Source organism: Saccharospirillum impatiens DSM 12546 (assembly GCF_000423605.1).
Classification (GTDB): Bacteria; Pseudomonadota; Gammaproteobacteria; order Pseudomonadales; family Natronospirillaceae; genus Saccharospirillum; species Saccharospirillum impatiens.
Genome location: NZ_AUIH01000028.1, coordinates 34,665 through 57,137, shown reverse-complemented (window position 1 = coordinate 57,137; position 22,473 = coordinate 34,665). Strand labels below are relative to the sequence as shown.

22 protein-coding genes and 1 riboswitch are annotated in these 22,473 nt (G+C 54.4%); of the genes, 8 read left to right on the top strand and 14 right to left on the bottom strand.

Features of this window, described 5'->3' with window-relative positions; translation table 11 throughout:
* Positions 1-90: 90 nt before the first annotated feature.
* The 6 genes from G565_RS0114310 to G565_RS0114285 all read right to left on the bottom strand — a co-directional run bounded on the left by G565_RS0114310 (position 91) and on the right by G565_RS0114285 (position 6,147).
* Positions 91-1,824: an ABC transporter substrate-binding protein gene (locus tag G565_RS0114310; RefSeq protein WP_028671523.1), complete on the bottom strand. Its 1,734-nt coding sequence runs from the start codon at positions 1,822-1,824 to the stop codon at positions 91-93.
* A 71-nt stretch (positions 1,825-1,895) separates the two neighbouring features.
* Positions 1,896-2,168, bottom strand: a complete 273-nt coding sequence (locus tag G565_RS0114305; protein WP_028671522.1) for a DUF2160 domain-containing protein — start codon at positions 2,166-2,168, stop codon at positions 1,896-1,898.
* A 14-nt stretch (positions 2,169-2,182) separates the two neighbouring features.
* The gene (locus G565_RS0114300; RefSeq protein ID WP_084649402.1) at positions 2,183-3,070 is read right to left on the bottom strand and encodes a carbohydrate ABC transporter permease; all 888 of its coding nucleotides are present in this window, start codon (positions 3,068-3,070) and stop codon (positions 2,183-2,185) included.
* Positions 3,071-3,075: 5 nt separating this feature from the next.
* The gene (locus G565_RS0114295) at positions 3,076-3,963 is read right to left on the bottom strand and encodes a carbohydrate ABC transporter permease (RefSeq protein WP_028671520.1); all 888 of its coding nucleotides are present in this window, start codon (positions 3,961-3,963) and stop codon (positions 3,076-3,078) included.
* Positions 3,956-5,056: an ABC transporter ATP-binding protein gene (locus tag G565_RS0114290; protein WP_028671519.1), complete on the bottom strand. Its 1,101-nt coding sequence runs from the start codon at positions 5,054-5,056 to the stop codon at positions 3,956-3,958. The genes G565_RS0114295 and G565_RS0114290 overlap by 8 nt, the downstream gene beginning before the upstream one ends.
* A gap of 2 nt (positions 5,057-5,058) precedes the next feature.
* A complete protein-coding gene (locus G565_RS0114285) occupies positions 5,059-6,147 on the bottom strand; it encodes an ABC transporter ATP-binding protein (RefSeq protein ID WP_028671518.1) in 1,089 nt (362 codons plus the stop codon).
* 572 nt (positions 6,148-6,719) lie between these two features.
* Here G565_RS0114285 and G565_RS24255 point away from each other — a divergent pair.
* Positions 6,720-8,771, top strand: coding sequence for a sigma-54-dependent Fis family transcriptional regulator (locus tag G565_RS24255; RefSeq protein WP_051207942.1), 2,052 nt, complete (start codon positions 6,720-6,722; stop codon positions 8,769-8,771).
* A 27-nt stretch (positions 8,772-8,798) separates the two neighbouring features.
* On the opposite strand, the gene glpK is transcribed toward G565_RS24255, so the two are convergent.
* Entirely contained in the window at positions 8,799-10,283 is a 1,485-nt protein-coding gene (gene glpK, locus G565_RS0114270) for a glycerol kinase GlpK (protein WP_028671517.1), read from the bottom strand.
* A gap of 406 nt (positions 10,284-10,689) precedes the next feature.
* On the opposite strand from glpK, the gene G565_RS0114265 reads away from it, so the two are divergent.
* Entirely contained in the window at positions 10,690-11,523 is an 834-nt protein-coding gene (locus G565_RS0114265; RefSeq protein ID WP_028671516.1) for a hypothetical protein, read from the top strand.
* Between the two features lie 14 nt (positions 11,524-11,537).
* A complete protein-coding gene (locus tag G565_RS0114260; RefSeq protein WP_028671515.1) occupies positions 11,538-12,857 on the top strand; it encodes a peptidoglycan-binding protein in 1,320 nt (439 codons plus the stop codon).
* Positions 12,858-12,924: 67 nt separating this feature from the next.
* On the opposite strand, the gene G565_RS26815 is transcribed toward G565_RS0114260, so the two are convergent.
* A complete protein-coding gene (locus G565_RS26815; RefSeq protein WP_051207941.1) occupies positions 12,925-13,941 on the bottom strand; it encodes a hypothetical protein in 1,017 nt (338 codons plus the stop codon).
* A gap of 182 nt (positions 13,942-14,123) precedes the next feature.
* Here G565_RS26815 and G565_RS0114250 point away from each other — a divergent pair, with 182 nt between their 5' ends.
* The 5 genes from G565_RS0114250 (at position 14,124) to G565_RS0114230 (ending at position 18,962) form a co-directional block, all read left to right on the top strand.
* On the top strand, positions 14,124-15,665 hold the full coding sequence (locus G565_RS0114250) for an ATP-binding protein (RefSeq protein WP_028671514.1): 1,542 nt from the start codon (positions 14,124-14,126) through the stop codon (positions 15,663-15,665).
* Positions 15,662-16,159 (top strand): hypothetical protein, encoded by a 498-nt coding sequence (locus tag G565_RS27235; protein WP_211227185.1) that lies wholly within the window; start codon positions 15,662-15,664, stop codon positions 16,157-16,159. Before G565_RS0114250 ends, G565_RS27235 begins: the two co-directional genes overlap by 4 nt.
* Entirely contained in the window at positions 16,113-17,219 is a 1,107-nt protein-coding gene (locus G565_RS0114240; protein ID WP_169579658.1) for a tetratricopeptide repeat protein, read from the top strand. Before G565_RS27235 ends, G565_RS0114240 begins: the two co-directional genes overlap by 47 nt.
* A gap of 10 nt (positions 17,220-17,229) precedes the next feature.
* Complete coding sequence (locus tag G565_RS0114235) at positions 17,230-17,976, top strand: response regulator transcription factor (RefSeq protein ID WP_084649401.1); 747 nt, start codon at positions 17,230-17,232, stop codon at positions 17,974-17,976.
* Between the two features lie 80 nt (positions 17,977-18,056).
* Positions 18,057-18,962 carry an acyltransferase gene (locus G565_RS0114230; RefSeq protein ID WP_028671511.1) on the top strand — a complete coding sequence of 302 codons (906 nt, stop codon included), beginning with the start codon at positions 18,057-18,059 and terminating at the stop codon, positions 18,960-18,962.
* A gap of 14 nt (positions 18,963-18,976) precedes the next feature.
* Here G565_RS0114230 and moaE read toward each other — a convergent pair whose 3' ends face one another.
* The 6 genes from moaE to moaA all read right to left on the bottom strand — a co-directional run bounded on the left by moaE (position 18,977) and on the right by moaA (position 22,293).
* Positions 18,977-19,444 (bottom strand): molybdopterin synthase catalytic subunit MoaE, encoded by a 468-nt coding sequence (moaE, locus tag G565_RS0114225; RefSeq protein WP_211227184.1) that lies wholly within the window; start codon positions 19,442-19,444, stop codon positions 18,977-18,979.
* Between the two features lie 3 nt (positions 19,445-19,447).
* Positions 19,448-19,702: a MoaD/ThiS family protein gene (locus tag G565_RS0114220; RefSeq protein ID WP_028671509.1), complete on the bottom strand. Its 255-nt coding sequence runs from the start codon at positions 19,700-19,702 to the stop codon at positions 19,448-19,450.
* Complete coding sequence (gene moaC, locus G565_RS0114215) at positions 19,699-20,187, bottom strand: cyclic pyranopterin monophosphate synthase MoaC (protein ID WP_028671508.1); 489 nt, start codon at positions 20,185-20,187, stop codon at positions 19,699-19,701. The genes G565_RS0114220 and moaC overlap by 4 nt, the downstream gene beginning before the upstream one ends.
* Positions 20,184-20,720 (bottom strand): molybdenum cofactor biosynthesis protein B, encoded by a 537-nt coding sequence (gene moaB / locus G565_RS0114210; protein ID WP_037339393.1) that lies wholly within the window; start codon positions 20,718-20,720, stop codon positions 20,184-20,186. The genes moaC and moaB overlap by 4 nt, the downstream gene beginning before the upstream one ends.
* On the bottom strand, positions 20,713-21,309 hold the full coding sequence (mobA, locus tag G565_RS0114205; RefSeq protein ID WP_028671506.1) for a molybdenum cofactor guanylyltransferase: 597 nt from the start codon (positions 21,307-21,309) through the stop codon (positions 20,713-20,715). Before mobA ends, moaB begins: the two co-directional genes overlap by 8 nt.
* A 15-nt stretch (positions 21,310-21,324) precedes the next feature.
* Complete coding sequence (gene moaA / locus G565_RS0114200; protein ID WP_028671505.1) at positions 21,325-22,293, bottom strand: GTP 3',8-cyclase MoaA; 969 nt, start codon at positions 22,291-22,293, stop codon at positions 21,325-21,327.
* Positions 22,282-22,428: riboswitch (molybdenum cofactor riboswitch) on the bottom strand. It overlaps the preceding gene by 12 nt.
* Positions 22,429-22,473: the final 45 nt, after the last annotated feature.

Genomic DNA, 22,473 nt, shown 5'->3' with positions numbered 1-22,473 from the left:
AATTCTACAAAGTATTAGGGCCTTTTTAACCCTCTGATCGAGATTTTTCTTTTATTTTCAGAAGCTTAGCCGTTTATGGACGGGCACTAACTAGAGGGTACCGGCGGCCATCCATTCAGCCATCATTTCATCGTATGGCTGAGTGCGGCCTTGCGGCTTTTCGTTTTCGAGTCGTGCTTTGGGCGCTCCAGGCTGGTCAAACCAGTACTGGGCATCACGCTCTTCGTTCAAAATCGGCGCGTACTGTTCAAAGACATTGGCACGAGCCAGGCGACTCATGGTGTTGTCGATCGCAGCGGCCAGATTATCCAATGCTTCCTGGGCAGAAATTTCACCACTGACTGCAGGAGCAAGATTCTGCCACCACAGCGGGGCAAGACGCGGATAGTCTGGAACATTGGTACCAGAGGGGGTCCACATGCTTTCGTTCGGGCTACGATAGAATTCAACCAGTCCGCCCAGCTTCGGCGCCAGTTCGGTCATCTCGTCAGAATTGATATCAGAGCGACGAATAGGCGTCAGACCCCGGATGGTTTTTTCCAGTGATACCGTTTTTGAAACAGTGAACTGGGCAAACAACCAGGCTGCTGTGCGGCGATCTTCAGGAGTGGAGTCAAAGAAAGTCCAGGCACCCACGTCCTGATAGCCCACTTTCATGCCCTCTTCCCAGTAGGGTCCTACCGGTGAAGGCGCCATCCGCCACTTGGGTGCACCGTCATCTTCTGTAACGGGCAAAGACGGATCGATCATGTCAGCCGTAAAGGCGGTGTACCAGAACGCCTGCTGTGCCACATTACCCTGGGCTGGAACCGGTCCGGCTTCGCCAAATGTCATGCCCTGGGCTTCCGGTGGTGCATAGTCACGCAACCAGTCAACCATCTTGCGCAACGCATACTCGGAAGCAGGCGAGTTGGTAGCGCCACCGCGGGTTACGCTGGCACCAACCGGGTTACCCGATTCATTGACACGAATGCCCCAGTCATCAACCGGGTTACCAAATGGCAAGCCAGGGTCGCCCATACCTGCCATTGAGAACCAGGAATCGTGGAAACGCCATCCGAGTGACGGATCCCGACGACCGTAATCCATGTGGCCATAGACCGTCTGACCATCGATTTCGCGACCGGTGAAGAACGCAGCAATGTCCTCATAAGCGGACCAGTTCAACGGAACACCCAACTCGTAGCCATACTCATCACGGAAGGCCGCTTTCAGATCTTCACGCTCGAACCAGTCGGCCCGAAACCAGTATAGGTTTGCAAACTGCTGGGTAGGCAACTGATAGATCTTGTTATCAGGTCCGGTCGTGTACTGAATACCAATAAAGTCATCGAGATCCAGACCCGGGTTGGTAAACTCGCGCCACTCGTTTTCCATAGCATCCGAGATAGCAACCGTCTTGCCATAACGCAGGTGTGTACCGATCACATCGGAGTCATTCACGAACGCGTCATAAATACTTCGATCGGATTGCATCTGTGTCTGCATGGTATTCACAACATCACCTTCACCGATGATGTTATGCGTTACCTGGATACCGGTAATCTCCGCAAAGGCCTCAGCCAACACACTGGATTCATACTCGTGCGTGGTCAGACCTTCTGCGACCGTACTGATCTCCATACCACGGAAAGGCTCAGAAGCCTGGATAAACCACTCGAGTTCCGCAATCTGCTCTTCCCGGCTTAGGGTCGAGCGCTGAAAATTGTTGTCAACCCAGCGCTCAGCTGCCTCACGGTATTGATCTTCAGCCTGTGTATGAGCTGCTACCAGAAAGGATCCTGATATAAGTAGTGATAGGTACTTCATCTTTTTATTGTTCATGATGACCTCATTAACGTTTCTTGATTTACATCCCTTTACTTACTTCGTCCTTACATTCGCTACTTTTGGGATCAACCCCAACGCATCAGGATTGCTATCCAGATGACTGACAAGGCAGTCGCTACCAAAACATGAAACTCGGTAAACCCAATAATTCCCAGATGCAAATAGGCACTGGTGAGCAAACCGATGAATAGCCGATCCCCCCGAGTGGTTACAATCGGCAGGAAACCTTTGCGTTCGACAGACGGCGAGAAGTATTGCCAAACCGTCATGCCAGCCAGAAGCAGGGCGATTCCAGAAAAAAACCCGGCTGTCGGCATTGTCCAAACCATCCAATTCATGGTAAATCTCCTGATCAGGTGCGGCCCAGGGCAAAGCCCTTGGCAACGTGGTTACGAACAAAATAAATGACCAGAATTCCGGGCAGGATGGTCAACACACCGGCCGCTGCCAGCAGACCCCAGTCAATACCGGATGCCCCTGCCGTTCGCGTCATAATGGCTTGGATGGGTTGTGCATTTGTTGCTGTCAGAGTCCGAGCCAACAGCAACTCAATCCAGGAAAACATGAACAGGAAGAAGGCAGTTACACCTATGCCTGAACGGATGAGTGGGATGTATATCTTGATAAAAAAGTTCCAGAACTTATAACCGTCGATATAAGCCGTCTCATCAATTTCAATGGGTACACCCGACATAAAGCCCTCTAGAATCCAGACCGCCAATGCCACGTTGAACAGGCAATGCGCCAGTGCAACGGCGATGTGAGTATCAAACAGGCCAATCGACGAATAGAGCTGAAAGAATGGCAAAGCGAATACGGCTGGCGGTGCCATCTTGTTGGTGAGCAACCAAAAGAACAGATGCTTGTCACCCACAAACTTGTAGCGACTGAAAGCGTAAGCTGCCGGCAATGCCACCAGCAGACTGATGGTCATGTTCATGGCGACATAGGTCATTGAATTGATATAACCGTTGTACCAGCTCGGATCGGTCAGAATTTGCTTGTAGTTCGCCAGCGTAAAATCTGCCGGGAAAAATGTCAGAGCGCCCAATATTTCCTGGTTGGTCTTGAAGGACATATTAACCAGCCAGTAGATTGGAAGAATCAGCAGGATCAGATAGACCGTCAGCCCAATATTTGACTTCAATGCAGACTCTTTCTTATACCGGGCATTGGCCAATGCGGACTGCCTGGATTTAGGCGTCGATACGGTTTGCCCGGTCGCGGTAGATTGTGTCATTAGCGTTACTCCCCGCTCTTACTGGTCGTTTTGTCTTTCTGCATGTGCATGATGGTGGTGTAGAACACGAAACTCACCGCCAAAATAATCAGAAAGTAGATAATGGAGAAAGCAGCAGCGGGGCCCAGATCAAATTGTCCGATGGCCATGGCTGTTAGCGCCTGACTCAGAAAAGTCGTCGAGCTGCCCGGACCACCGCCGGTTAACACAAAGGGTTCGGCATAAATCATGAACGAATCCATAAAGCGAATCAGAACCCCGATAACCAACACGTTAATGAGCTTGGGGAGCTGGATGAAGCGAAACACAGCCCAGCGGGACGCCTGATCAATTCTGGCAGCCTGATAATACGCCTCGGGAATCGCTCTCAAACCGCTGTAGCACAGTAACGCAATCAACGGTGTCCAATGCCAGACATCCATCAGAATTATCGTTGCCCAGGCGTCACCCGAATTACGGGAGATGTTATAGGCGTACCCCAACTCTCGAATGCCCCACCCCATCAAACCAATGTCTGTTCGGGTGAATACCTGCCAGATTGTGCCCACCACGTTCAGCGGGATCAGCAATGGAAGCGACACCAGCACCAGGGCCAGAGACGCTTGCCATCCTTTTTTGGGCATCATCAGTGCGACCAGAATGCCCAAAGGAACTTCAATCGCCAGGATGGTAAAGGAAAAGATGAACTGTCGAATCAATGCTCCCTGCAACTGAGGATTGTTCAGCATGTCCCGATACCATTCCGTGCCGGTAAAGAATCGTGTATTGGCATCAAACACATCCTGTACCGAGTAATTGACCACGGTCATCAGGGGAATGACGGCCGAAAAGGCCACGACAATAAAAACGGGCAAAACGAACAGCCAGCCCTTGTTACTTTCTATTTTATTCATGGGTCAGCTCCAGCAAATACTCGTCGACATAGACTTTCAGCCACTGCTCCGGAAAGCTTACCCTGGCATTTTTAACCGGGACTTTCTGGTCTTCATGCAGACGGGCTTTCATGGGAATCGAACCGAACATGAAGGACATAATCCGGTAGGTTCCCAGGTCTTCAATGTCACCGATAGTGACTTCAAACGCATCGTCGTTGGCTTCCGTCCATACGTGAACGAATTCGGGACGAATGCCCAGTTTGATATTGGAGGTACCCAGCTTGCGAATCTTCTCGATCATTTCTTCGTTGACCGGCATCAACTGGCCTTCGAATTCAAGCCCACGAGACGTGAGTTCGGGCCTGATGAAATTCATACCGGGACTGCCAATAAAGTAACCAACAAAGGTGTGCCTGGGACTTTCAAACAATTCGCGGGGTGTTCCAAACTGAACAATCTGCCCCTCATACATCAACGCGATCTTGTCCGCGAAAGTCGATGCTTCCAACTGATCATGCGTGACGTACACCATGGTCGTATTGAACTGCTTGTGTATTTGCTTGAGTTTGCGACGCAGTTTCCACTTCAATTGAGGGTCAATCACCGTCAGTGGCTCATCAAACAAAATGGCCGACACATCATCACGTACCAGTCCGCGCCCCATCGATACCTTCTGCTTCTGGTCGGCGCTGAGGCCTTTCGCCTTGCGTTTCAGCTGCTCGGTCAGTTCAAGCACTTCGGCTACTTCGTAGACCTTCGATTTAACCTTGTGCTCAGGGACACCAATGTTACGCAATGGAAAGGCAAGGTTGTCGAACACGGTCATGGTGTCGTACACCACCGGGAACTGAAAAACCTGCGCGATGTTTCGTTGCTCGGGTTTCAGGTCATTCACACGGATATCATCGAACAGGATTTCTCCGTTCGACGGTTGAAGCAGGCCTGAGATAATGTTCAGGAGCGTCGACTTCCCACAACCTGAGGGACCAAGTAGCGCGTAAGCACCGCCCTGCTCCCAAACATGCTGCATTTCACGAATGGCATAATCTTCCGGGCCCTGCGGATTCGCACTGTAGGAATGTGCCAGGGAATTCAGCGTAATTTGCGCCATGGTCAGGCCTCCAGCAATCGAGCAGGTGAATGGACCAGGTGTCCCTCGGTGTCGAAGGCGTAGAGTTTGTGTGTTGGAAAGTAGATTTTTATTTCCTGATCAACGTCGTACTCATGAACGCCGGACAGATGCAGCACCAGTTCAAAGTGCGGGTTACGTACGTGCAAAAAGGTTTCCGAGCCCGACAGTTCTGCCAGATCGACTCTGACCGGTAGTTCAAGATCGTCGTCAGAATGGGGGACCAGCCCGATGTGCGAAGCCCGAACACCAAACTGGTAATGACCTGGCTTGAGCATTTTCAGATCATTATTGAGTTGAAAGTGCACGTCCTGATCAAACGTAACTTCATTCTCGGTCACTTCACCAGGCACCACGTTGATTGGCGGCTCTGAAAACATCTCTGCGGTGATGATGTCGCGGGGTTTGTGGTAAACCTGAGCCGTTGGCCCCATTTGCAACAGACGCCCCTCATGCAAAACCGCTGTGTTCCCACCCAGCGCCAGCGCTTCGTTAGGTTCTGTAGTCGCATAAACCGCGATGCAATTACGGGCCTTAAACAAAGAGCGCAGCTCTTCTCTCAGCCCTTCGCGTAATTTGTAGTCGAGATTGACCAGCGGCTCGTCAAACAGCACAATTTGTGCATCTTTGACCAGCGCTCGGGCCATGGCGGTCCGTTGTTGCTGCCCCCCGGACAATTCCAGCGGCAACCGGTCCAGCATGGAATCAATGCCCAGCATTTCGGCGGTTTCACGAACACGCCGATCAAGCGCCCCCTTATCGAGCTTCGCCAGCCTCAATGGCGAGGCAATGTTCTCGTAAACGGACAAATTGGGATAATTGATGAACTGTTGATACACCATAGAGATGTTTCGTTCACGCACCGGTACGCCCGTAACATCGACCCCATTCATCAGTATCTTACCTTTGGAAGGGCGGTCCAGCCCTGCCATCAGGCGCATCAGCGTTGTCTTGCCAGAGAGTGTCCGCCCCAGCAATACGTTGAAGGAGCCTGGTTCCAGTGTCAGATTGACATCGGAAATCCAGGTCTCTCCATCGACAACCCGTGACACATTTTGCAGCGTCAATGACATGGCACTTACCTTTTTGTCGTTATTGTTTAATCTTGCAATCCCCCACTCAAAGGTTGAGCGGGGGTGAATAGCCTGATCGGCTTTTTATTTTTATGTCGGTCAACAACCGTGTGTCTTGCTGAAAACCGGTCACTGCGCTGTTGGCTTGCCGCGCCCAGACCGGGTTCTCTTGCTCTATGACATGGGTATTACAAGACTCGTGCCAACGAAAACGAAAATTACCGAATATTTCCCGACAGCGTCTTCCTGCGGGACTCACCGCCCGGTGCATCGGAAAAAGCGCCAATTTCAATGAATCTGCCGACACACCCGCAACTGTTCAAAACTGTTCAAAGTGTTCAAGCCAGCCGTCAATTTGAACACTTTCGTGAACATTCGGATTAACATCACCCGATGGGTAACGGGCAAGAGCGGATTCGAGCAGGCCTGCAATCAAGCGGTAGATTCTTGCCCCGGCCAATCAAACAGATGCCACTGAACACTGCTTGACAGTTGACTTGATCGCAAACCAATGCAGAATGTTCAGCGTGGCTTGTCGCTCCACCCAGAAAATCAGCGGTACGAGAGCTGAAATGGACAGAAACGAACATTCAGAGCCACCTATACAACAACAAAACGCACAGCCAGATCCTGATTTCACAGGACATGAGAGTCTCGATACGAACACTAAAGATCACAAAGATGTGATTCAGGAGTCGTGGTACCGGTGTGAGCAATACGGTCTGGATCATGGCAGCCAGCCAGATTTTGCCACGCTTCCAAAAGGAGAACTCAAAGACCGGGTCGAACAGCATCACAGTTTGCTGGAGACGACGGAGAAAGAGGTTCTGCCCTACTACGAAAACATCCTGACCAATTCATCGTGCATGATTGTCCTGGCTGACCGGCAAGGGCATGTCCTCAATACTTGGGGGCAATCGCGATTCGGGCCCGCTTCCGAACACGGGCTCGTGGGTGGTAATCAGTGGACGGAAGTCGGGGTGGGCACCAACGCCATTGGCACCGCACTGATCACTGGCCACGCCATTCAAGTGGGTCGCGATGAGCACTATTTGCGTGCCAACCGGTTTATGGTGGGCTCGGCCTCCCCAATCTACGACACCAAGAACGACCTGGTCGGCGTCCTGGATATTTCATCCGATGCCTACCTGCCTCAGGATCATACACTGGGCATGGTCAAACTGATGTCGCTGAGCGTGGAAAACCGGCTGATCTATTCGGCTTTTCAGAAAGACCACTTCATTCTCACCTTCAACACCAATGTGGTTAGCCTAGACAGTCACTGGTCTGGCATTCTGGTGCTTGATGACAATGGCGTCATCGTATCGGCCAACCGCCGGGCCGAGGTCGTTCTGGCTCAGGATCTGGCCTTACTGAACATCAATCAGGTGTTTGATTGCTCGATGCGGGAGATCAAACACCACCCGCCCAATGCACCCATGAAGCTGCGCGCCATGGGTCGGTTTCAAATCTATGTGAAGGTGATACCGCCACTGGCTCCGGTGATGCGAGTGCCCGATTTTCGCAACCGGGCCGATTATTCCCCGCCGGTTACAGCATCTGCTACGGTGAATGCCCACACTCAGGCTCCGTTTGATTTGAGTGCATACACGGAAAGTGAGATCTCCAATGACACTGTGCCTGCCCAGCAGGAACCAGAGACGGGTCATGAGCGGCTGGAAACGCGAATAGAACGTTCGTTACCGCCGAATGTCATACCATTGGCCGAACTGGAACACGGTGACGTCAGGGTGAGGCGTATCGTTCGCCAGGCGCACAAGATCATGGAAAAGGACATTCCCATTCTGATTCATGGTGAAACCGGTGCCGGGAAGGAAATTCTGGTGCGCAGTCTCCACTACCACAGCAGCCGGGCGAATGAGATGCTGGTCGCGGTTAATTGCGCAGCCATTCCTTCTGAACTGGTCGAATCGGAACTCTTTGGCTATGAACGCGGCGCCTTTACCGGGGCACAAAACAAAGGCTCCATCGGCCTGATACGCCGTGCGCACCGGGGCACCCTCTTTCTGGATGAAATCGGGGAAATGCCGCTGACTGTTCAGTCCCGGCTGCTGCGTGTGTTGCAGGAGCGAATGGTCACCCCATTGGGCTCAACCGAGGTGTTTCCGGTAGACATCAAGCTGATTTCAGCCACCAACCGCATACTTAAAGACGAGGTCACCGCAGGGCGCTTCAGAGAGGATCTGTATTACCGGATTTCCGGACTGAACATTGAGTTGCCATCGCTTCGCGACCGGGCCGACAAGGCTGAACTGATCCGCTACGTGTTCGAACGCTTACGCCTCGAAGAGCCGGCTCAGCCCTTAACGGATGCCTTGCTCAAAATGCTGGTCAAACACCCCTGGCCCGGCAATATGCGCCAACTGGTGCATGTATTAAAGGTAGGCATGGCCATGGCCGATGAAGAGGAGCTGGAAGACTGGCACCTGCCCGACGATTTCTTTGACGAACTCGACAGGCCCCATCAACCGGGCAATACGCCCGAGGTTGAGCCTCTGGAACGGTTGATACCCCGATTGCTGAAAGAGCACCACGGCAACGTCTCGAAAACGGCAAAAGCAGCCGGAGTCAGCCGCAATACCGTGTACAAATACCGAACCTGACCCGCCGACGCTGGCAGGTCAACTCGTTCAGTCCAGCAATGACGATCTCACCGCCCGCTGCCAGCCTGCAACCAGCCGTTTGCGTTGATCCGACTTCATGTCCGTGTCGAAAGTTCGGTCTGCTTGCCACAATTCAGACAATTCGCGGGTCGACTTGTAGACACCGACCTGCAGTCCGGCCAGCATAGCCGCGCCGAGCGCTGTGGTTTCCGTGATGACCGGGCGGGTCACTTTGGAATCGGTCACGTTGGATAAAAACTGCATTGCCCAATCATTCGCGGCCATTCCGCCATCAATGCGCAGCTCCACTTCATCGATGGCTCCATCGTCGAGCATGGCCCCGAGCAGATCAGCGGTCTGATAGCCGACAGACTGCAACCCCGCCGTTACAATGTGTTCAATCCCGGTATCCCGCGTCATGCCGACCAAAGCGGCACGTGCATCCGGATCCCAGTGGGGCGCGCCAAGCCCGGTAAAAGCCGGGACCAGATAAACGTGCTGGTCAGGGCCTACCTGCTTCGCCATAGCTTCGCTGTCGGACGCGTGTTTGATAAAGCCCATCTTGTCCCGCAGCCACTGCATGGTAGCACCGGCCATAAAAATGGAGCCTTCCAGCGCATAAGTCACCTGACCGTTCAGCCGATACCCGACTGTGGTCAGTAACCGGTGCTTTGAACTGACTGGCTGGGATCCGGTATTCATCACCATGAAACAGCCCGTACCATAGGTGCTCTTGGTCATACCCTGATCGAAACAACACTGGCCAAACAAGGCGGCTTGCTGATCTCCAGCAACACCGGCAATCGGTAGCTCGACCCCTACGATATCCGGGTCGGTCGTGCCAAAATCGGCGGCGGAATCCAACACCGTCGGCATCATCGATCCTGGAATGCGGAACAGGTCCAGCAACGCGGAATCCCATTGCTGGGTGTGTATATTGAACAGTAAGGTACGGGACGCATTGGTCGCATCGGTGACATGTCGTTTGCCACCGGTCATTTTCCAGATCAGGTAAGTATCGACCGTGCCAAACAACAGTTCACCGGCTTCAGCCTGAGCCCGGGCACCCTTGACGTGGTCGAGGATCCAGGCAACTTTCGATGCCGAGAAGTAAGGGTCCAGCAACAGACCGGTTTTCTCATGAACCCAGCCTTCGGTTTTACGGTCTCTGAGTTCTTCACAAGAACGTGCTGTACGCCGATCCTGCCAGACAATGGCGTTATACAGCGCCTCACCGGTCTTGCGATTCCACACCAGCGTGGTTTCCCGCTGGTTGGTAATTCCCAGCGCGCGGATTGTCCCGTCATGATCAGCCGCCCCGGCCAACACCTCTGTTAGCGTCTCGAGCGTAGAGCGCCAGATATCGTCCGGGTTGTGCTCAACCCAGCCATCGTCTGGAAAGTGTTGTTCGAATTCCTGCTGTGCACTGGCCAGGGTCTCGCCCTGCCGACTGAAGAGTATGGTACGGGTACTGGTCGTGCCCTGATCAATGGCGAGAAGTAAGTCTGTCATAGGAACCCCGGATTTTGTAACGCCGCTATTTTCTTTTTTGTTCGATATTCAAGTTTATCCGCGCAGAAACGAACTTTAAAGTGTTTTTTGACGCCATAGCACTGCGCTGACCCCTAGCTGACCCCTAGCTGACCCCTAGCTGACCCCTAGCTGACCCCTAATTATCCCGCTGTATCCGAGACTAGCGGTCGGGTTTACTCCGCAGCCAGGAAATCGTATCGGCCCGTACCCGCTCCCATATATTGCGACAGTATCGCAGTGTGACTGCCTGCATTAACTGTCTCAGTGTGGCTATAGATACCTTAAAACTCAAACCCTGCACCCTTCATTAAAGTCGGTAGGACAACGTTAAGAACAGTGTGCTAAGGTACTTTGCGTTCGTCTGATGTCGTATCTAGGAGTGTTCATGAGCAACCCCAAACATACCCTTTTCTGGATGACGGTCTACCTGCTGATCGTCGCAACTGTCTGTGCTCTGATTTATGAACCTCTCAAATCAGCCTTTATGGCCAACTGGGTCTTCAACGCCCTGATTCTGGCGGTTTTGCTGATCGGCATCGCCCTGACCTACCGTCAGGTACTGATTTTAAGACCTGAATTGCAATGGATCGCCCTGTTCCGCACCGGCCGCAGCGGCCTGTCCGTCAAGCAGGAGCCGCGTCTGTTAAAGCCGCTGGCTCGCCAGTTGGGTGACGACTTCAAGCGTGACCGCTTTACACTCTCGGCCATGTCGCTGCGCACCGTACTGGATGGTATACGGTCGAGGCTTGATGAATCCCGTGAAATTTCCCGCTATATGATTAGCCTGCTGGTGTTTCTGGGCCTGTTGGGCACGTTCTGGGGTCTGCTGGGTACCATTGAAGCGGTTGGCCGGGTCATTATTAACCTGGACATTGGCAATCAGGATTTCGAGCAAGTGTTTGGTGAGTTGCAAGCTGGCCTGCTACGACCGCTCGAAGGCATGGGTACGGCGTTCAGCTCCTCACTGCTTGGTCTCGGTGGGTCATTGGTACTTGGGTTTCTGGATATTCAGGCAGGCCATGCCCAAAACCGGTTTTACGACAGCCTCGAAGAATGGCTGACAGGCCTGACCAACCTGATTGACGCCCGCGATCTTACCGATGAGCCCGGCCTGCCACGGACCCAAAAAGCCCGTGAAGAACTGGCCGAAGAACTCCTGATCCTCGAAGAAGAAAACCGCCAGCTGAAAGAAAAGCTGGGTTTTTCTGACGACGACTGAACGGAGCCCCGCTGATGTTAGGCAGTCGCAGACGCGCTCAATCCACAGTCAATGTCTGGCCAGGCTATGTCGACGCACTGTCGGCCCTGTTGTTACTGGTCATTTTCATGTTGCTGATTTTTACGCTGGCACAGGTGTTTCTGGCTGAAACGGTGTCCGACCGGGATGCTGAGCTCAACCGGCTGAACGCTCGCCTTGCTGAAATCAGCAATGCCCTGCGCCTGCAGGAAGAAAATAATGAAGCACTGAATCAACGACTGGTTTCTTTGCGCGCTCAATATAACCAGAGCCTTCAGCGCCAGGCCGGCTTGGAAGAACAGGTGGCCGCACTGGAGGAGACCATCGAAACCGACCGCGAAACCATCGAGGTCCAGTTGCGGGAAAAAGCCGCTCTGCAGCAGGATATCGTTACCTTGCGGGCATTACGGGCTGAACTGGAACAGGAGATCGCCGGGCTGGTGACGCGCCTGAACCAGAGCGAAGAGACCGTCGATCAGTTGGAAACCGAACTGGTCGCCCGAAACGAGCTGGTTGGCTCGTTAAGGGATCGCAGTCAGGCACTGGAAGCTCGCCTGGCGACTGAGGAAGAACGCACCCTGCTCGCCCAAAGAGAAATAGACGAGCAGGAACTGCGCATAGAGGACCTGGTCGCAATTGTAGGAGAAGGCGAAGAAGCCCTGGTTGAAGAGAAACGACTGTCGGCACGGGCTCAGGCTGAAATAGACCGACTGAGTCAGCAGATAGATGCCTTGCAGGCCCAGCTTAACCAAATCAGTACCGCACTGGCTCTGGAGCAAGAACTGACAGCCGACCAGGAAGTATTGCTGGCTGATCTGGGCGAACGGTTAAATTCCGCTCTGGCTCAACGCGTCAACGAACTGGAACAGTATCGGTCAGATTTCTTCGGCCGTCTGCGTCAGGCATTGGCCAACAACCCGAACATTCGGGTTGAGGGTGACCGCTTCCTGTTGCCTTCCGAACTGTTTTTTGAGTCGGCGTCAGCCACTCTGGGAATCGCAGGCCAGAGGGAATTGGACAAACTGGCGGATATCTTTGAGGAGATTGCTGCTGAGATTCCAGACGACATCAACTGGATACTGCGTATTGACGGACATACCGACCAGCGCCCGATCAACACAGAACGCTTCCCTTCCAACTGGGAGCTGTCAACGGCCAGGGCGGTTTCCGTAGTTCGCTATCTGGCGCAACGTGGAATCGACCAAAACAGAATGGCCGCGGCGGGTTTTGGTGAACACCACCCCGTTGATCCGGCCTTTACTGAAGAGGCATTTCAGAACAATCGGCGCATTGAGATCAAGCTTACTAACCGCTAGCCGGTAAAAAAAAGGCCAGACATGCGTCTGGCCAAAGTCTTACACGGGTTAGGTTGGGGTTCCGGGATCAGCTGTCGTCATCATCGTCCCAGTCATCCCAGTCGTCGTCGCCACTGTCATCATCGTCGTCGTCTTCATCCGAATCCAGTTCGCCGTCATCGTCGTCATCGCCCCCGTAGTCGGCCGACTCCTCGATGTTTTCTTCGATCACGTCAAACACTTTTTCAGCGGCGTTGGCGCTGTCGTCGTCATCCAGGGAGATAGTGTTGGTTCCTACCTCATGTGCATCTTCAAAATTCACACCATTTTCATTGGTTTCGTCATCATCAAAACGGAACCAACGCGCCATTCGAAAAGCGACAATCAGGTCAACCTCTCCATTGACGTCAAATCCCAGGCTGGTGTCAGAGCCGGACAGTTCGAAATCATCGTCATCGTCGTAGGTGAACTGGAAGTCGATTTCATTGGCAACGCCATTAACCGGCGTGTACTGCCCCTCAAGATAGAGGCTGTAACCACCAATGTCCGGAAATTGGTCCACTAACGGTTCGCCATCCGCACCAAGATCACTACTGCGCAGCGGACCATATTCGATCTCCACTTCATCGTAACGACCCTGTGGCAAACTGAGCTCAGGGAGACTGGGGGTAACTTCATTGGTCAGCAGATTTACAACAAAAGGGCCAACGAACTTGATGTCATCGTCATCGTCGTCCTGATCATCATCGTCGTTCTGATCATCATCCTGCTCCAGCTCGATGCTGCGTATGACGATAAGGGCTTTATTCAAGGTAAGATCACCTGATTTGGCGCCAAGAGTATCAATAACTGGCAATACTACCGATTCGTCCGCATTCCTTACCGCCAACGAGCGGACGGTGTTGGTGCTGTAACTGGGTGCCGTTGCCTGAATGTCCAGAGAGGCGCGGCCAAAACCTGATCCATCTCCGGGATTACAGGCTGTTAACAAGGCTGCTGAGCCGGCCAGGATCGCCAGCGCCAGAGGGCGAGGCCGATGTCCAGTCGCACTGTCTGCGCGCTTAACTATCTGGCTGGTTTGTGTTGTTTCAGTTTGCTTAGTCATCAATGTCACCTTTTCCTGTCTATCAATCACACTCAATGTGACGCCCTTTTGGCTGCCTTGACTCGCCATCAAGCCTACTCGTCAGCTTTGTATGACATGTTTCAATAGTGTTCCGGGTTTGTTGGCAAGCGTTCTCAGCGCGCCCCGGGACCGTTATAGTGGTGACTCCAAGAGGGCAGTTAATGTTTTCAATATTCGCCAGAATTTACAGCACCTGGGTTGGTATCTTAATGATTGCCGGCCTGGCGTTGTTTATTGCGGTAACACTGGTCAACGATTTTCGTTTTAAACGATTTTCCGACCCGCTGCTCAGCGCCACCGCTCAGTTTGTGCAACAGGGGTATCAGCGACAGGATACGGACGAGCGTCGTCAGGCCTGGCTTGAACTGGTATCAACGCTGACCGGCACTAATTGGCACAGTACGGTTGGTCGACTGCAGAGAGCGCAGTTCAGTGATGTTGACTGGGTTGGTGAGACAGTCGCTTATGCTCACCCCCTCGATAACCGGCAAGCATTAAATGTCAGCATCAGTGATTGGGAGCACCTGGCAACGGGCCTTGGACTGCTGGTCACCAACGAGCTGTCTCTGGTCCCTGCTGCACAGCGGGAACAACGACTCGCCGAACTGAACGCCAGCCTGGATATCGACATAGAACGTCTGGGCTGGCGCAACGAGGGCCTGGGCTTTGTTCTGGAACGCGATCTGGACAATGGCCAGGTAGTGGTCGATCGAAACAACGCCCTGAAGGTCTTCTTTGTGTATGTGCCTGCAGGTTCGGAACAAGCTCTGAGGCTAGGGCCTTTACAGGAATTTGTGTGGCTGACACCCAACTTGACACTGCTTATACTGGTTGGTTTTTTATGTGTCACGGCTTTGGCACTCTGGCGGGTGATGCAACCGCTGCAACACCGGTTGACCCTTATGAACCAGGCGATTGACACCATTGCAGACACCGGCGAAGCACCCGACCTGTCGCAACCACAGAACGATGCCCTGACCGAGATGTGGCACCACATTCAATCGATGGCCGAGCGCCTGATCCAGCTGGCCGAACAAAGCCAGCAACTCAACCAGGCCGTGTCCCATGACCTGAAGACACCACTGGCCAGAATGCAATTCGCTCTGGCCATGCTCGACCCGGACGCCCCTCTGACCAAACAGTTGCAGGGCGATGTACGCGAGCTGAATCAACTCATCGATGAGCTGTTGCTGTACCATCAACTGAGCCAGAAACATGCCGGGGCTGGCACCCATACAGAGGCGGTTTACTGCTTCGTCAGCAACGAATTATCCGAGCTGGTCAAACGCATGCAACCCGGTAATGGCCACATCGAACGGGTGCTGGCAGACATCAACAGGGCGGGTATCGACGCTCATCACTGGCGTCGCCTGTGCCGTAACCTGATCAGCAATGCCCTCCAGTATGGTCGGGGCCAGACTCGAGTTACACTGAGCGCCCGCCCTCCCCACCTGGTATTGACCGTAGAAGACGACGGCCCCGGGTTTCGGGACATGAGCCTTGATCACGCCATCAAACCATTTGTCCGGGGCGATAAAGCACGCAACCTTAGCCACAATGGTCACGGCATGGGGCTTACGCTGGTTGCCACCCTGGTCAGGCACTACCGGGGTGAGCTGACGCTTGGGCGCAGCCCACTTGGTGGCGCCGCAGTAACAGTCTCACTGCCCGTACTGAATGACCGGACCATGGTGGCACCGTGAGAGGATTACACTCCTGCATTCGACCCTGCGCTGTGATGGCGACTGCGCTGTTGATCGCCATTAGCGCAGTCTGGGCCGATGATGACTGGGGAGAATGGGACGACCTGCCAGATAACCTGCTTGAATCCCAAAACGACGTCCGGTCGCTTGAAGACTTGTCACAACAGCTGGATCAATTGATCGCTGACCGGGCTGGTGCCTCTGGCACAACTCAAGAACGCCTGCTGGAACGTTGGCTTAGCCAACTCGCGCCAGACGAGCGGCAATCGTTGTCGCTCGACACACTGTTGTCACTCCCGGAAGACTGGACCGACGACCAGTTTGAATCCTGGTACGAGTCATTGGGCGACGAGTCCGGTACGAGCAACATAGAAGACGATGATATTGATGATGATCTTGATGACGACGACGATGATCTGAGTGATGATACCGGTCTGGATGATGACGATGACATGGATGACGAACCAGAAGATGAAGAAGCAGAAGATGTCTGAGCGTTTTTACTGGTATCAGCCCCTGCGACTTTGCCTATGGCTGCTGGTACTGTTACCGGGTGCCGTTGTGGCCGAAACTGACTGGTCGGAAGAACTGAATGCCATTCAACAGTTGCAAGCGGATGGCAACATGGTTCAGGCAATCATCGACCTGGAAGCGCTGCACAGCCAAAACCCTACGGCCACTCGCCTCAAGCTTGAACTGGCGGTACTCTATTTGCAGCTCAACCAGCCTGACACGGCCGAGCGATATTTGACTGAAGTACTCGCCGATCCTGACTTGCCGGTACGTGTACGCATCAATACCCAGGTACTCCTGATTCAGGCGCAGGACGCTCAGGCGGTCAGTGACTATCAATTCAGCAGCTATCTGGAACTCAGCGCGGGGCAGTCGGATCTGACCGACAGTGGCTACAGCCAGGTCGGCGGCCAGGGACAGATGTTGCTGCCCAAAACGGTCTACTACTCAAACCGGCAATCGTATACGGTGCGGCCCCTGATTCGGGCGACAGCATTGTCCCGATATTACCCGCAGAGAAACGACACCCCCTGGCTCGGACGTCTCGAAGGCGGCTTTTCAGTGAGAAGTCCCAAAGCCATCGTACAGCTGACACTGGGCTGGCAACACGACGACTCCCTGGACGGATGGCTGGGCCGGGCCGCCTATGCACAAAGCATGGGAGCTTTTCGTTTACGCCTTGCCCACGATCAATTCTGGCACGACCAGGGCTTCGAGACTGACAGCCTTGCCCTGGTGTCAACAACCCTGGGATCTCGCAGTCGGTTGAGTGTATTCTGGGAAGGCGAACACCTGAACGTCGATACCAACTCGTCAACCGCCCACGACGTGGGTGTTGGCCTGACCAGCGACTTTAACGACTGGGAAACTGAGTTCAATCTGGTTCAGTCGCTGTCCCGTGAAGAACTTGGATTGGAAAACCGGGTGATTTGGCAAGCCGCACCGGACTGGCGGTTACGCCTGCGTTTTGACCTGAATGACCTGACCACCCGCGACCCGTTGGGCTATGCTGCATCAATCAGCCTGCGATGGACCCCATAGGAAGCCGACCATGACCCACACACACACCCGCGATAATCCGCCTCAAGACGAACAACACTCCACTCCGGTGAGTTACGGACGCCTGGCGCTGGTTGAGGACGATGTCGCGTTGAGCGACCTGACCCGGCAATACCTGACCCGGGAAGGATTTGAAGTGCTGACCGTTGCTGATGGCTTGCAAGCACCCGAGCGCATTCAGGCCTGGAATCCGGATTTGGTGATTCTGGACATCATGCTACCAGGGCAAGACGGCCTGGAAGTCTGTCGGCAGATCCAGCGCTTTTATCAAGGGCCCATATTGTTTCTGACGGCACGCGGAGAATCGCTCGACGAAATACTCGGGCTTGAGCTGGGTGCCGATGATTACCTGACCAAGCCGGTGGAACCCCGGGTCTTGCTGGCGCGAATCAAGGCACACTTGCGCCGCAGCCGTCGGATAAATGACCGGCCGGGAGCTGGCGATGGCGCCCTGCTCGACTGGCTGAACGTTGATAAACGCAACCTCAAGGTCACCTGCCAGGGCCGGGATGTTGAACTGACTCAACCGGAATTCAATCTGCTTTGTCTGCTGTATGATCAGCCCGGAGTGATTCACAGTCGGGACGACATCATGCAGTCCCTGCGTGGCATTGAATACGACGGTGTCTCGCGTACCGTGGATATCCTGGTATCCGGCATTCGCCAGAAGCTTGGCTTGGAAAACGCGATACGAACGGTCCGGGGTAAAGGTTACTTGCTGGTGGAATCGCCCTTCTAAACCGGTATTGGCCGGTCTAATTTGTCAGCGCCGCGTCATTTTCATAAACTGGGCGACCATCTGCACAACCGGGTCGATCCATGGTTCACGCCATTGCTTCACACTTGATGGGCGTTGTTGCCGCTCTCGCCTTACTGGTCCATACCATGTTTCTCGGGGTCTTTCTCTACTTTTTTATTGTATTGCGATCAGTGCTGCGGTTTCCGGCCGGCCAGCGTTGGGTGAACCCCTGCATCACGGAAATCGCCGAGCTTTGGATGGGCGGTATTCTATGGTGGTTACAGCGTATGCAAACGACACGCTGGGACATCCAGGGCCTGGGCCAGCTTAACCCCAGAGGCTGGTATCTGGTCACCGCCAACCATCAGTCCTGGGCTGACATTTTCGTCTTGTTTCAGGCTTTTCACCGCAAGATTCCGTTGCTTAAATTCTTCATCAAAAAACAGATGGCCAGAATTCCGGTCGTCGGACAGGCTTGGTGGGCGCTCGACTTTCCTTTTATGGAACGTCACTCCAGGGCTTACCTGAAGAAACATCCGGAGAAAGCCGGACAGGACTTGCTAGCAACGCAACGCGCCTGCGAAAAATTTTCCGCAATGCCCACCAGTGTGATGAACTTTCTGGAAGGCACCCGCTTTTCAGCCCTCAAACACCGGGAGCAGGGGTCACCCTTTTGGTATTTGCTCAAACCCAAAGCTGGCGGTATTGCCTTTACCATCAAGGTGCTGGGCAGTAAATTCAGCGCCCTCACCAACGTCACCATCGTTTATCCGCAAGGCGTTCCAACCTTCTGGGACCTGCTGTGCGGACGCATGAAGCAGGTGACTATGCGGGTTGAAGAGTTGCCCATTCCCGAGCATTTCAGCCAGGGCGACTATCAGAACGATGAGGCATTTCGCCAGGAAGTGCAGGATTGGGTTCAGGGTATCTGGGCTCGCAAAGACCAGCTCATTGACGACTGCCTGGCCGAACACAAGCCTCACTAAGCCGGCAGAGCCGGTCAGCGCCAGCGATCGGCCAGAGTGCTGTCACTCTGGCGGGCGTCTAGCCAGCGCGTTGCCCCATCGGGGCTGGTTTCTTTTTTCCAGAATGGCGCCTCGGTTTTCAAAAAATCCATCAGAAAAGACGCACCGTCAAAAGCTGCCTGTCGGTGAGAGCTGCTAACACCGACAAAAACAATCTGGTCTGCCGGGTGCAAATCTCCCACCCGATGAACGATGCGAATCCGGCTCAGTGGCCATCGTTCGGCAGCCCGGCCTGCCAGGCGCACAAGAACCGTTTCCGTCATTCCAGGGTAATGTTCCAGGTGCAGCCCATGCACGGCTTCGCCTTCATTGAGATCTCTGACCCTGCCGACAAAGAACACCACGGCACCATCCCGGGCATTAGCAGCACAGAGCGCATCGTATTCGGTTTGAACGGTGAAATCCTCGGGGCTAACGCGTACCTCAATGGCGGTTTCAGTCACGATTCAACCTCCCGTCACCGGTGGAAACAGGGCTACTTCGTCGCCTGCTTTGAGGGGATGATTGAGGTGAGTCATCGACTGGTTAACCGCCGTCATCAAAGGCCGTTGCAGTATTGGCTGCCAAGTCGGATGTGCGCGTCCAAGCCAGTCAATGAGTGCATCCAGGTCGGGCACTTCCTCTGCTGGAATGTCCATGGAGGATACGCCCAGCTCTTCGCGCAGCCGTGCAAAGAATTTCACATGGACAACATTTGTCATACGTCTTGCCCGCCCGCAGACCAGTGCCCGGTTTTGCCACCCTGCTTCTCCAGTACCCGGAGCCCTTCAATACGCATGCCCGGATCCACAGCCTTCACCATGTCGAAAAGCGTCAGCGCTGTGACTGAGGCAGCCGTTAGCGCTTCCATCTCAACGCCGGTTTTGCCATCAAGCTTGCACCAGGTTGCGATACGCACACGCCCCTCGTCTCGTTGTAGCTCAAGATCGACACCGATCTTACTGAGCATCAGCGGGTGGCAGAGCGGGATCAGCTGCGACGTCAACTTGGCACCCTGTATACCGGCCACCCGGGCCACGCCAAAAATATCGCCCTTGTGATGGCCGCCCTGCTCTATCAGTGTCAATGCCGCCTCATTCATGTGCACATAGGCCTCAGCCCGAGCTTCGCGCTGGGTAACTGTTTTACCGGACACATCCACCATGTTGGCTTCGCCGCGGTCATTCAGATGACTGAACCCACTCATGAGGCAATCGACTTTAACTGGCCCACAAAATTGCACGGTTTGTGCGTGGAATCCAGTTGCTCGCAGATAATGCCTTCCCAGCCGGTGCGACAGGCGCCGGTCGAGCCCGGCAAGCAAAACACCAGGGTGCCATTGGCGAGACCGGCCAGTGCCCGACTTTGCACAGTCGAAGTACCAATTTCCTGAAAGGACAATTGCCGGAACAACTCACCAAAACCCTCAACGTATTTATCCAGCAGGGGTGCTACCGCCTCAGGCGTGGAGTCGCGACCGGTGAACCCGGTACCACCGGTCATCAGCACCACCTGGGCATCTGCCGAGGCAATCCAACGCGACAGGTGAGCTCGTAGCAGGTAGACCTCATCTTTCTCAATCATCGTTTCAATGACCCGGTGCCCTGCGGCTTCGGCCGCCCCGGCCAGATAGTGCCCCGATGTATCATTGTGACTTCCACGCGTATCGGACACGGTTAATACCACAACATTGAGAGCCTGCGAGGTGCGCGCAGTCTCAGTGGGTGTCGGTTTACTCACCGGTATCTCCTGTCGGCTTGCCTGAGCTGCCGGGCTGAAGATCAGTCACTTTCTGAAATTCGGCCCAGTCCTCAGGCGTATTAAGATTGCAGCGGTCCTGATCAGCCAGAGGTTCGGCCAGCCACCGCCCATTAAAGTGTGACATCAAGGCACGCAAGGATCGCGGGCCATCAGGCCGGTCAAGCCAGGTTGCAAGCGTGTCCACAAGCCCACTGGTCACAGTAACTGACAGTGGCAAGGGTGCGTTGCTATAGGCAACAGGCAGCGATTCATCCTGCGTGTGGCGGATCAACCTGTGTAAACGATCCAGAGGCACCACGGGCATATCGACCGGCACCACTAGCCAGAATGAGGGCTCGGGATGCTGTACCAGAGCGCTGTACAATCCGGCCAGCGGGCCACGGAAATCGGGCCAGGCATCAACAATGCCCTCTGGCCCGCTGTGCCAGACCGGCAAGTCGAGCGCAGCCAACCGCTGGTATTGCCAGCCCAGCAATGTGGTATCCGCCATTGGCAAACGTGCCTTGTCTGTCCCCATTCTGCGACTACGACCACCGGCCAGTATCAATACAGCACCCGGGTCATTCATGACGGTTCACCGCTATCAGCCCCCTATAATGCTCAGATTCTGGGTACCGCCCGTCTGCCCCTCGTGCAGCAAATGGCTCGGTGCCTTATGCTTCAGCAGTGCGGTGAGCTGAGCCTGTAGCTCTGCTGGAGCCACATCCGGCTGCATCCACGGACGAACATCCAGGCCGCTGTCCGAAAACAAACACAGATGCAGTTTACCGGTCGATGAAATGCGCAGGCGATTGCAACTGGAGCAGAAATCCTGACTGTAGGGCATGATCAGGCCAATGCGCCCCTGGTAGTCCGGGTGCCAGAACTCCTCGGCGGGCCCGGCATCCCGTCGCCGCTGCACGGCCTGCCATCCACCGGCCAGCAATTGCTGCTTCACCGACTGGCCACTGATGTGGTGTTCGCGAAAGAAAGCCGGGTGGTCACCGGTCTCCATCACTTCGATAAAACGCAGGGTAACCGGGGTGACCTTGAGCCAGTCGAGAAAAGTCGTCAATTGATCCGGCAACCCACGCATCAGCACCGCATTGACTTTGACTGACAGCCCCTCTGCCATAGCCGCGTCCAACCCGCGCAATATATCGGGCAAGCGGTCATGACCGGTGATGGAGTGAAACTCCGCAGCATTCAGACTGTCTATTGATACGTTCAACTGACTTAAACCGGCCTGGCGCCAGCCAGCGATCCGTTCAGCCAACTTATAGCCATTGGTGGTAAGCGCCACCGTGCGTATCCCGGGCGTCTGAGCAGCGGCATTGATGATCTCAGGCAGATCACGGCGCAACCCTGGCTCGCCGCCGGTGATACGGACCTTTTCAGTGCCCAGAGCCGCAAAAGCGGTCAGCGTCTGTCGGATTTCGGGCAAGGTCAGGAAAGACTGATCAGGCTTTCCCTGATAGCCATCGGGCAGGCAGTAGGTGCACCGAAAATTGCATACATCGGTCACCGATAGCCGCAGGTAGTAGAACCGGCGGCCCATCGCGTCTTGTAACATGCATCACCTTTCCAAGTCGGGAGGCTGGCGCGTTTCCGCGACAACCCTGTTGTTCGTTACCATTGGTGTCGAACAAGGCCCTGGCGTCATATCACAATTGACGTAGACCACCAGGGCTCGGTGGTTTGAATTTCAGGTCGTTAAGTCAGGCTGTTGGTTGCCTCCGCTCACCGGGTGAGC

Excerpts from the sequence above, each read along its gene's own strand:
- G565_RS0114310 (WP_028671523.1), bottom strand. The coding sequence starts at position 1,824 with ATGAACAATAAAAAGATGAAGTACCTATCACTACTTATATCAGGATCC.
- G565_RS0114305 (WP_028671522.1), bottom strand. The coding sequence starts at position 2,168 with ATGAATTGGATGGTTTGGACAATGCCGACAGCCGGGTTTTTTTCTGGA.
- G565_RS0114300 (WP_084649402.1), bottom strand. The coding sequence starts at position 3,070 with ATGACACAATCTACCGCGACCGGGCAAACCGTATCGACGCCTAAATCC.
- G565_RS0114295 (WP_028671520.1), bottom strand. The coding sequence starts at position 3,963 with ATGAATAAAATAGAAAGTAACAAGGGCTGGCTGTTCGTTTTGCCCGTT.
- G565_RS0114290 (WP_028671519.1), bottom strand. The coding sequence starts at position 5,056 with ATGGCGCAAATTACGCTGAATTCCCTGGCACATTCCTACAGTGCGAAT.
- G565_RS0114285 (WP_028671518.1), bottom strand. The coding sequence starts at position 6,147 with ATGTCATTGACGCTGCAAAATGTGTCACGGGTTGTCGATGGAGAGACC.
- G565_RS24255 (WP_051207942.1), top strand. The coding sequence starts at position 6,720 with ATGGACAGAAACGAACATTCAGAGCCACCTATACAACAACAAAACGCA.
- glpK (WP_028671517.1), bottom strand. The coding sequence starts at position 10,283 with ATGACAGACTTACTTCTCGCCATTGATCAGGGCACGACCAGTACCCGT.
- G565_RS0114265 (WP_028671516.1), top strand. The coding sequence starts at position 10,690 with ATGAGCAACCCCAAACATACCCTTTTCTGGATGACGGTCTACCTGCTG.
- G565_RS0114260 (WP_028671515.1), top strand. The coding sequence starts at position 11,538 with ATGTTAGGCAGTCGCAGACGCGCTCAATCCACAGTCAATGTCTGGCCA.
- G565_RS26815 (WP_051207941.1), bottom strand. The coding sequence starts at position 13,941 with ATGACTAAGCAAACTGAAACAACACAAACCAGCCAGATAGTTAAGCGC.
- G565_RS0114250 (WP_028671514.1), top strand. The coding sequence starts at position 14,124 with ATGTTTTCAATATTCGCCAGAATTTACAGCACCTGGGTTGGTATCTTA.
- G565_RS0114240 (WP_169579658.1), top strand. The coding sequence starts at position 16,113 with ATGACATGGATGACGAACCAGAAGATGAAGAAGCAGAAGATGTCTGAG.
- G565_RS0114235 (WP_084649401.1), top strand. The coding sequence starts at position 17,230 with ATGACCCACACACACACCCGCGATAATCCGCCTCAAGACGAACAACAC.
- G565_RS0114230 (WP_028671511.1), top strand. The coding sequence starts at position 18,057 with ATGGTTCACGCCATTGCTTCACACTTGATGGGCGTTGTTGCCGCTCTC.
- G565_RS0114220 (WP_028671509.1), bottom strand. The coding sequence starts at position 19,702 with ATGACAAATGTTGTCCATGTGAAATTCTTTGCACGGCTGCGCGAAGAG.
- moaC (WP_028671508.1), bottom strand. The coding sequence starts at position 20,187 with ATGAGTGGGTTCAGTCATCTGAATGACCGCGGCGAAGCCAACATGGTG.
- mobA (WP_028671506.1), bottom strand. The coding sequence starts at position 21,309 with ATGAATGACCCGGGTGCTGTATTGATACTGGCCGGTGGTCGTAGTCGC.
- moaA (WP_028671505.1), bottom strand. The coding sequence starts at position 22,293 with ATGTTACAAGACGCGATGGGCCGCCGGTTCTACTACCTGCGGCTATCG.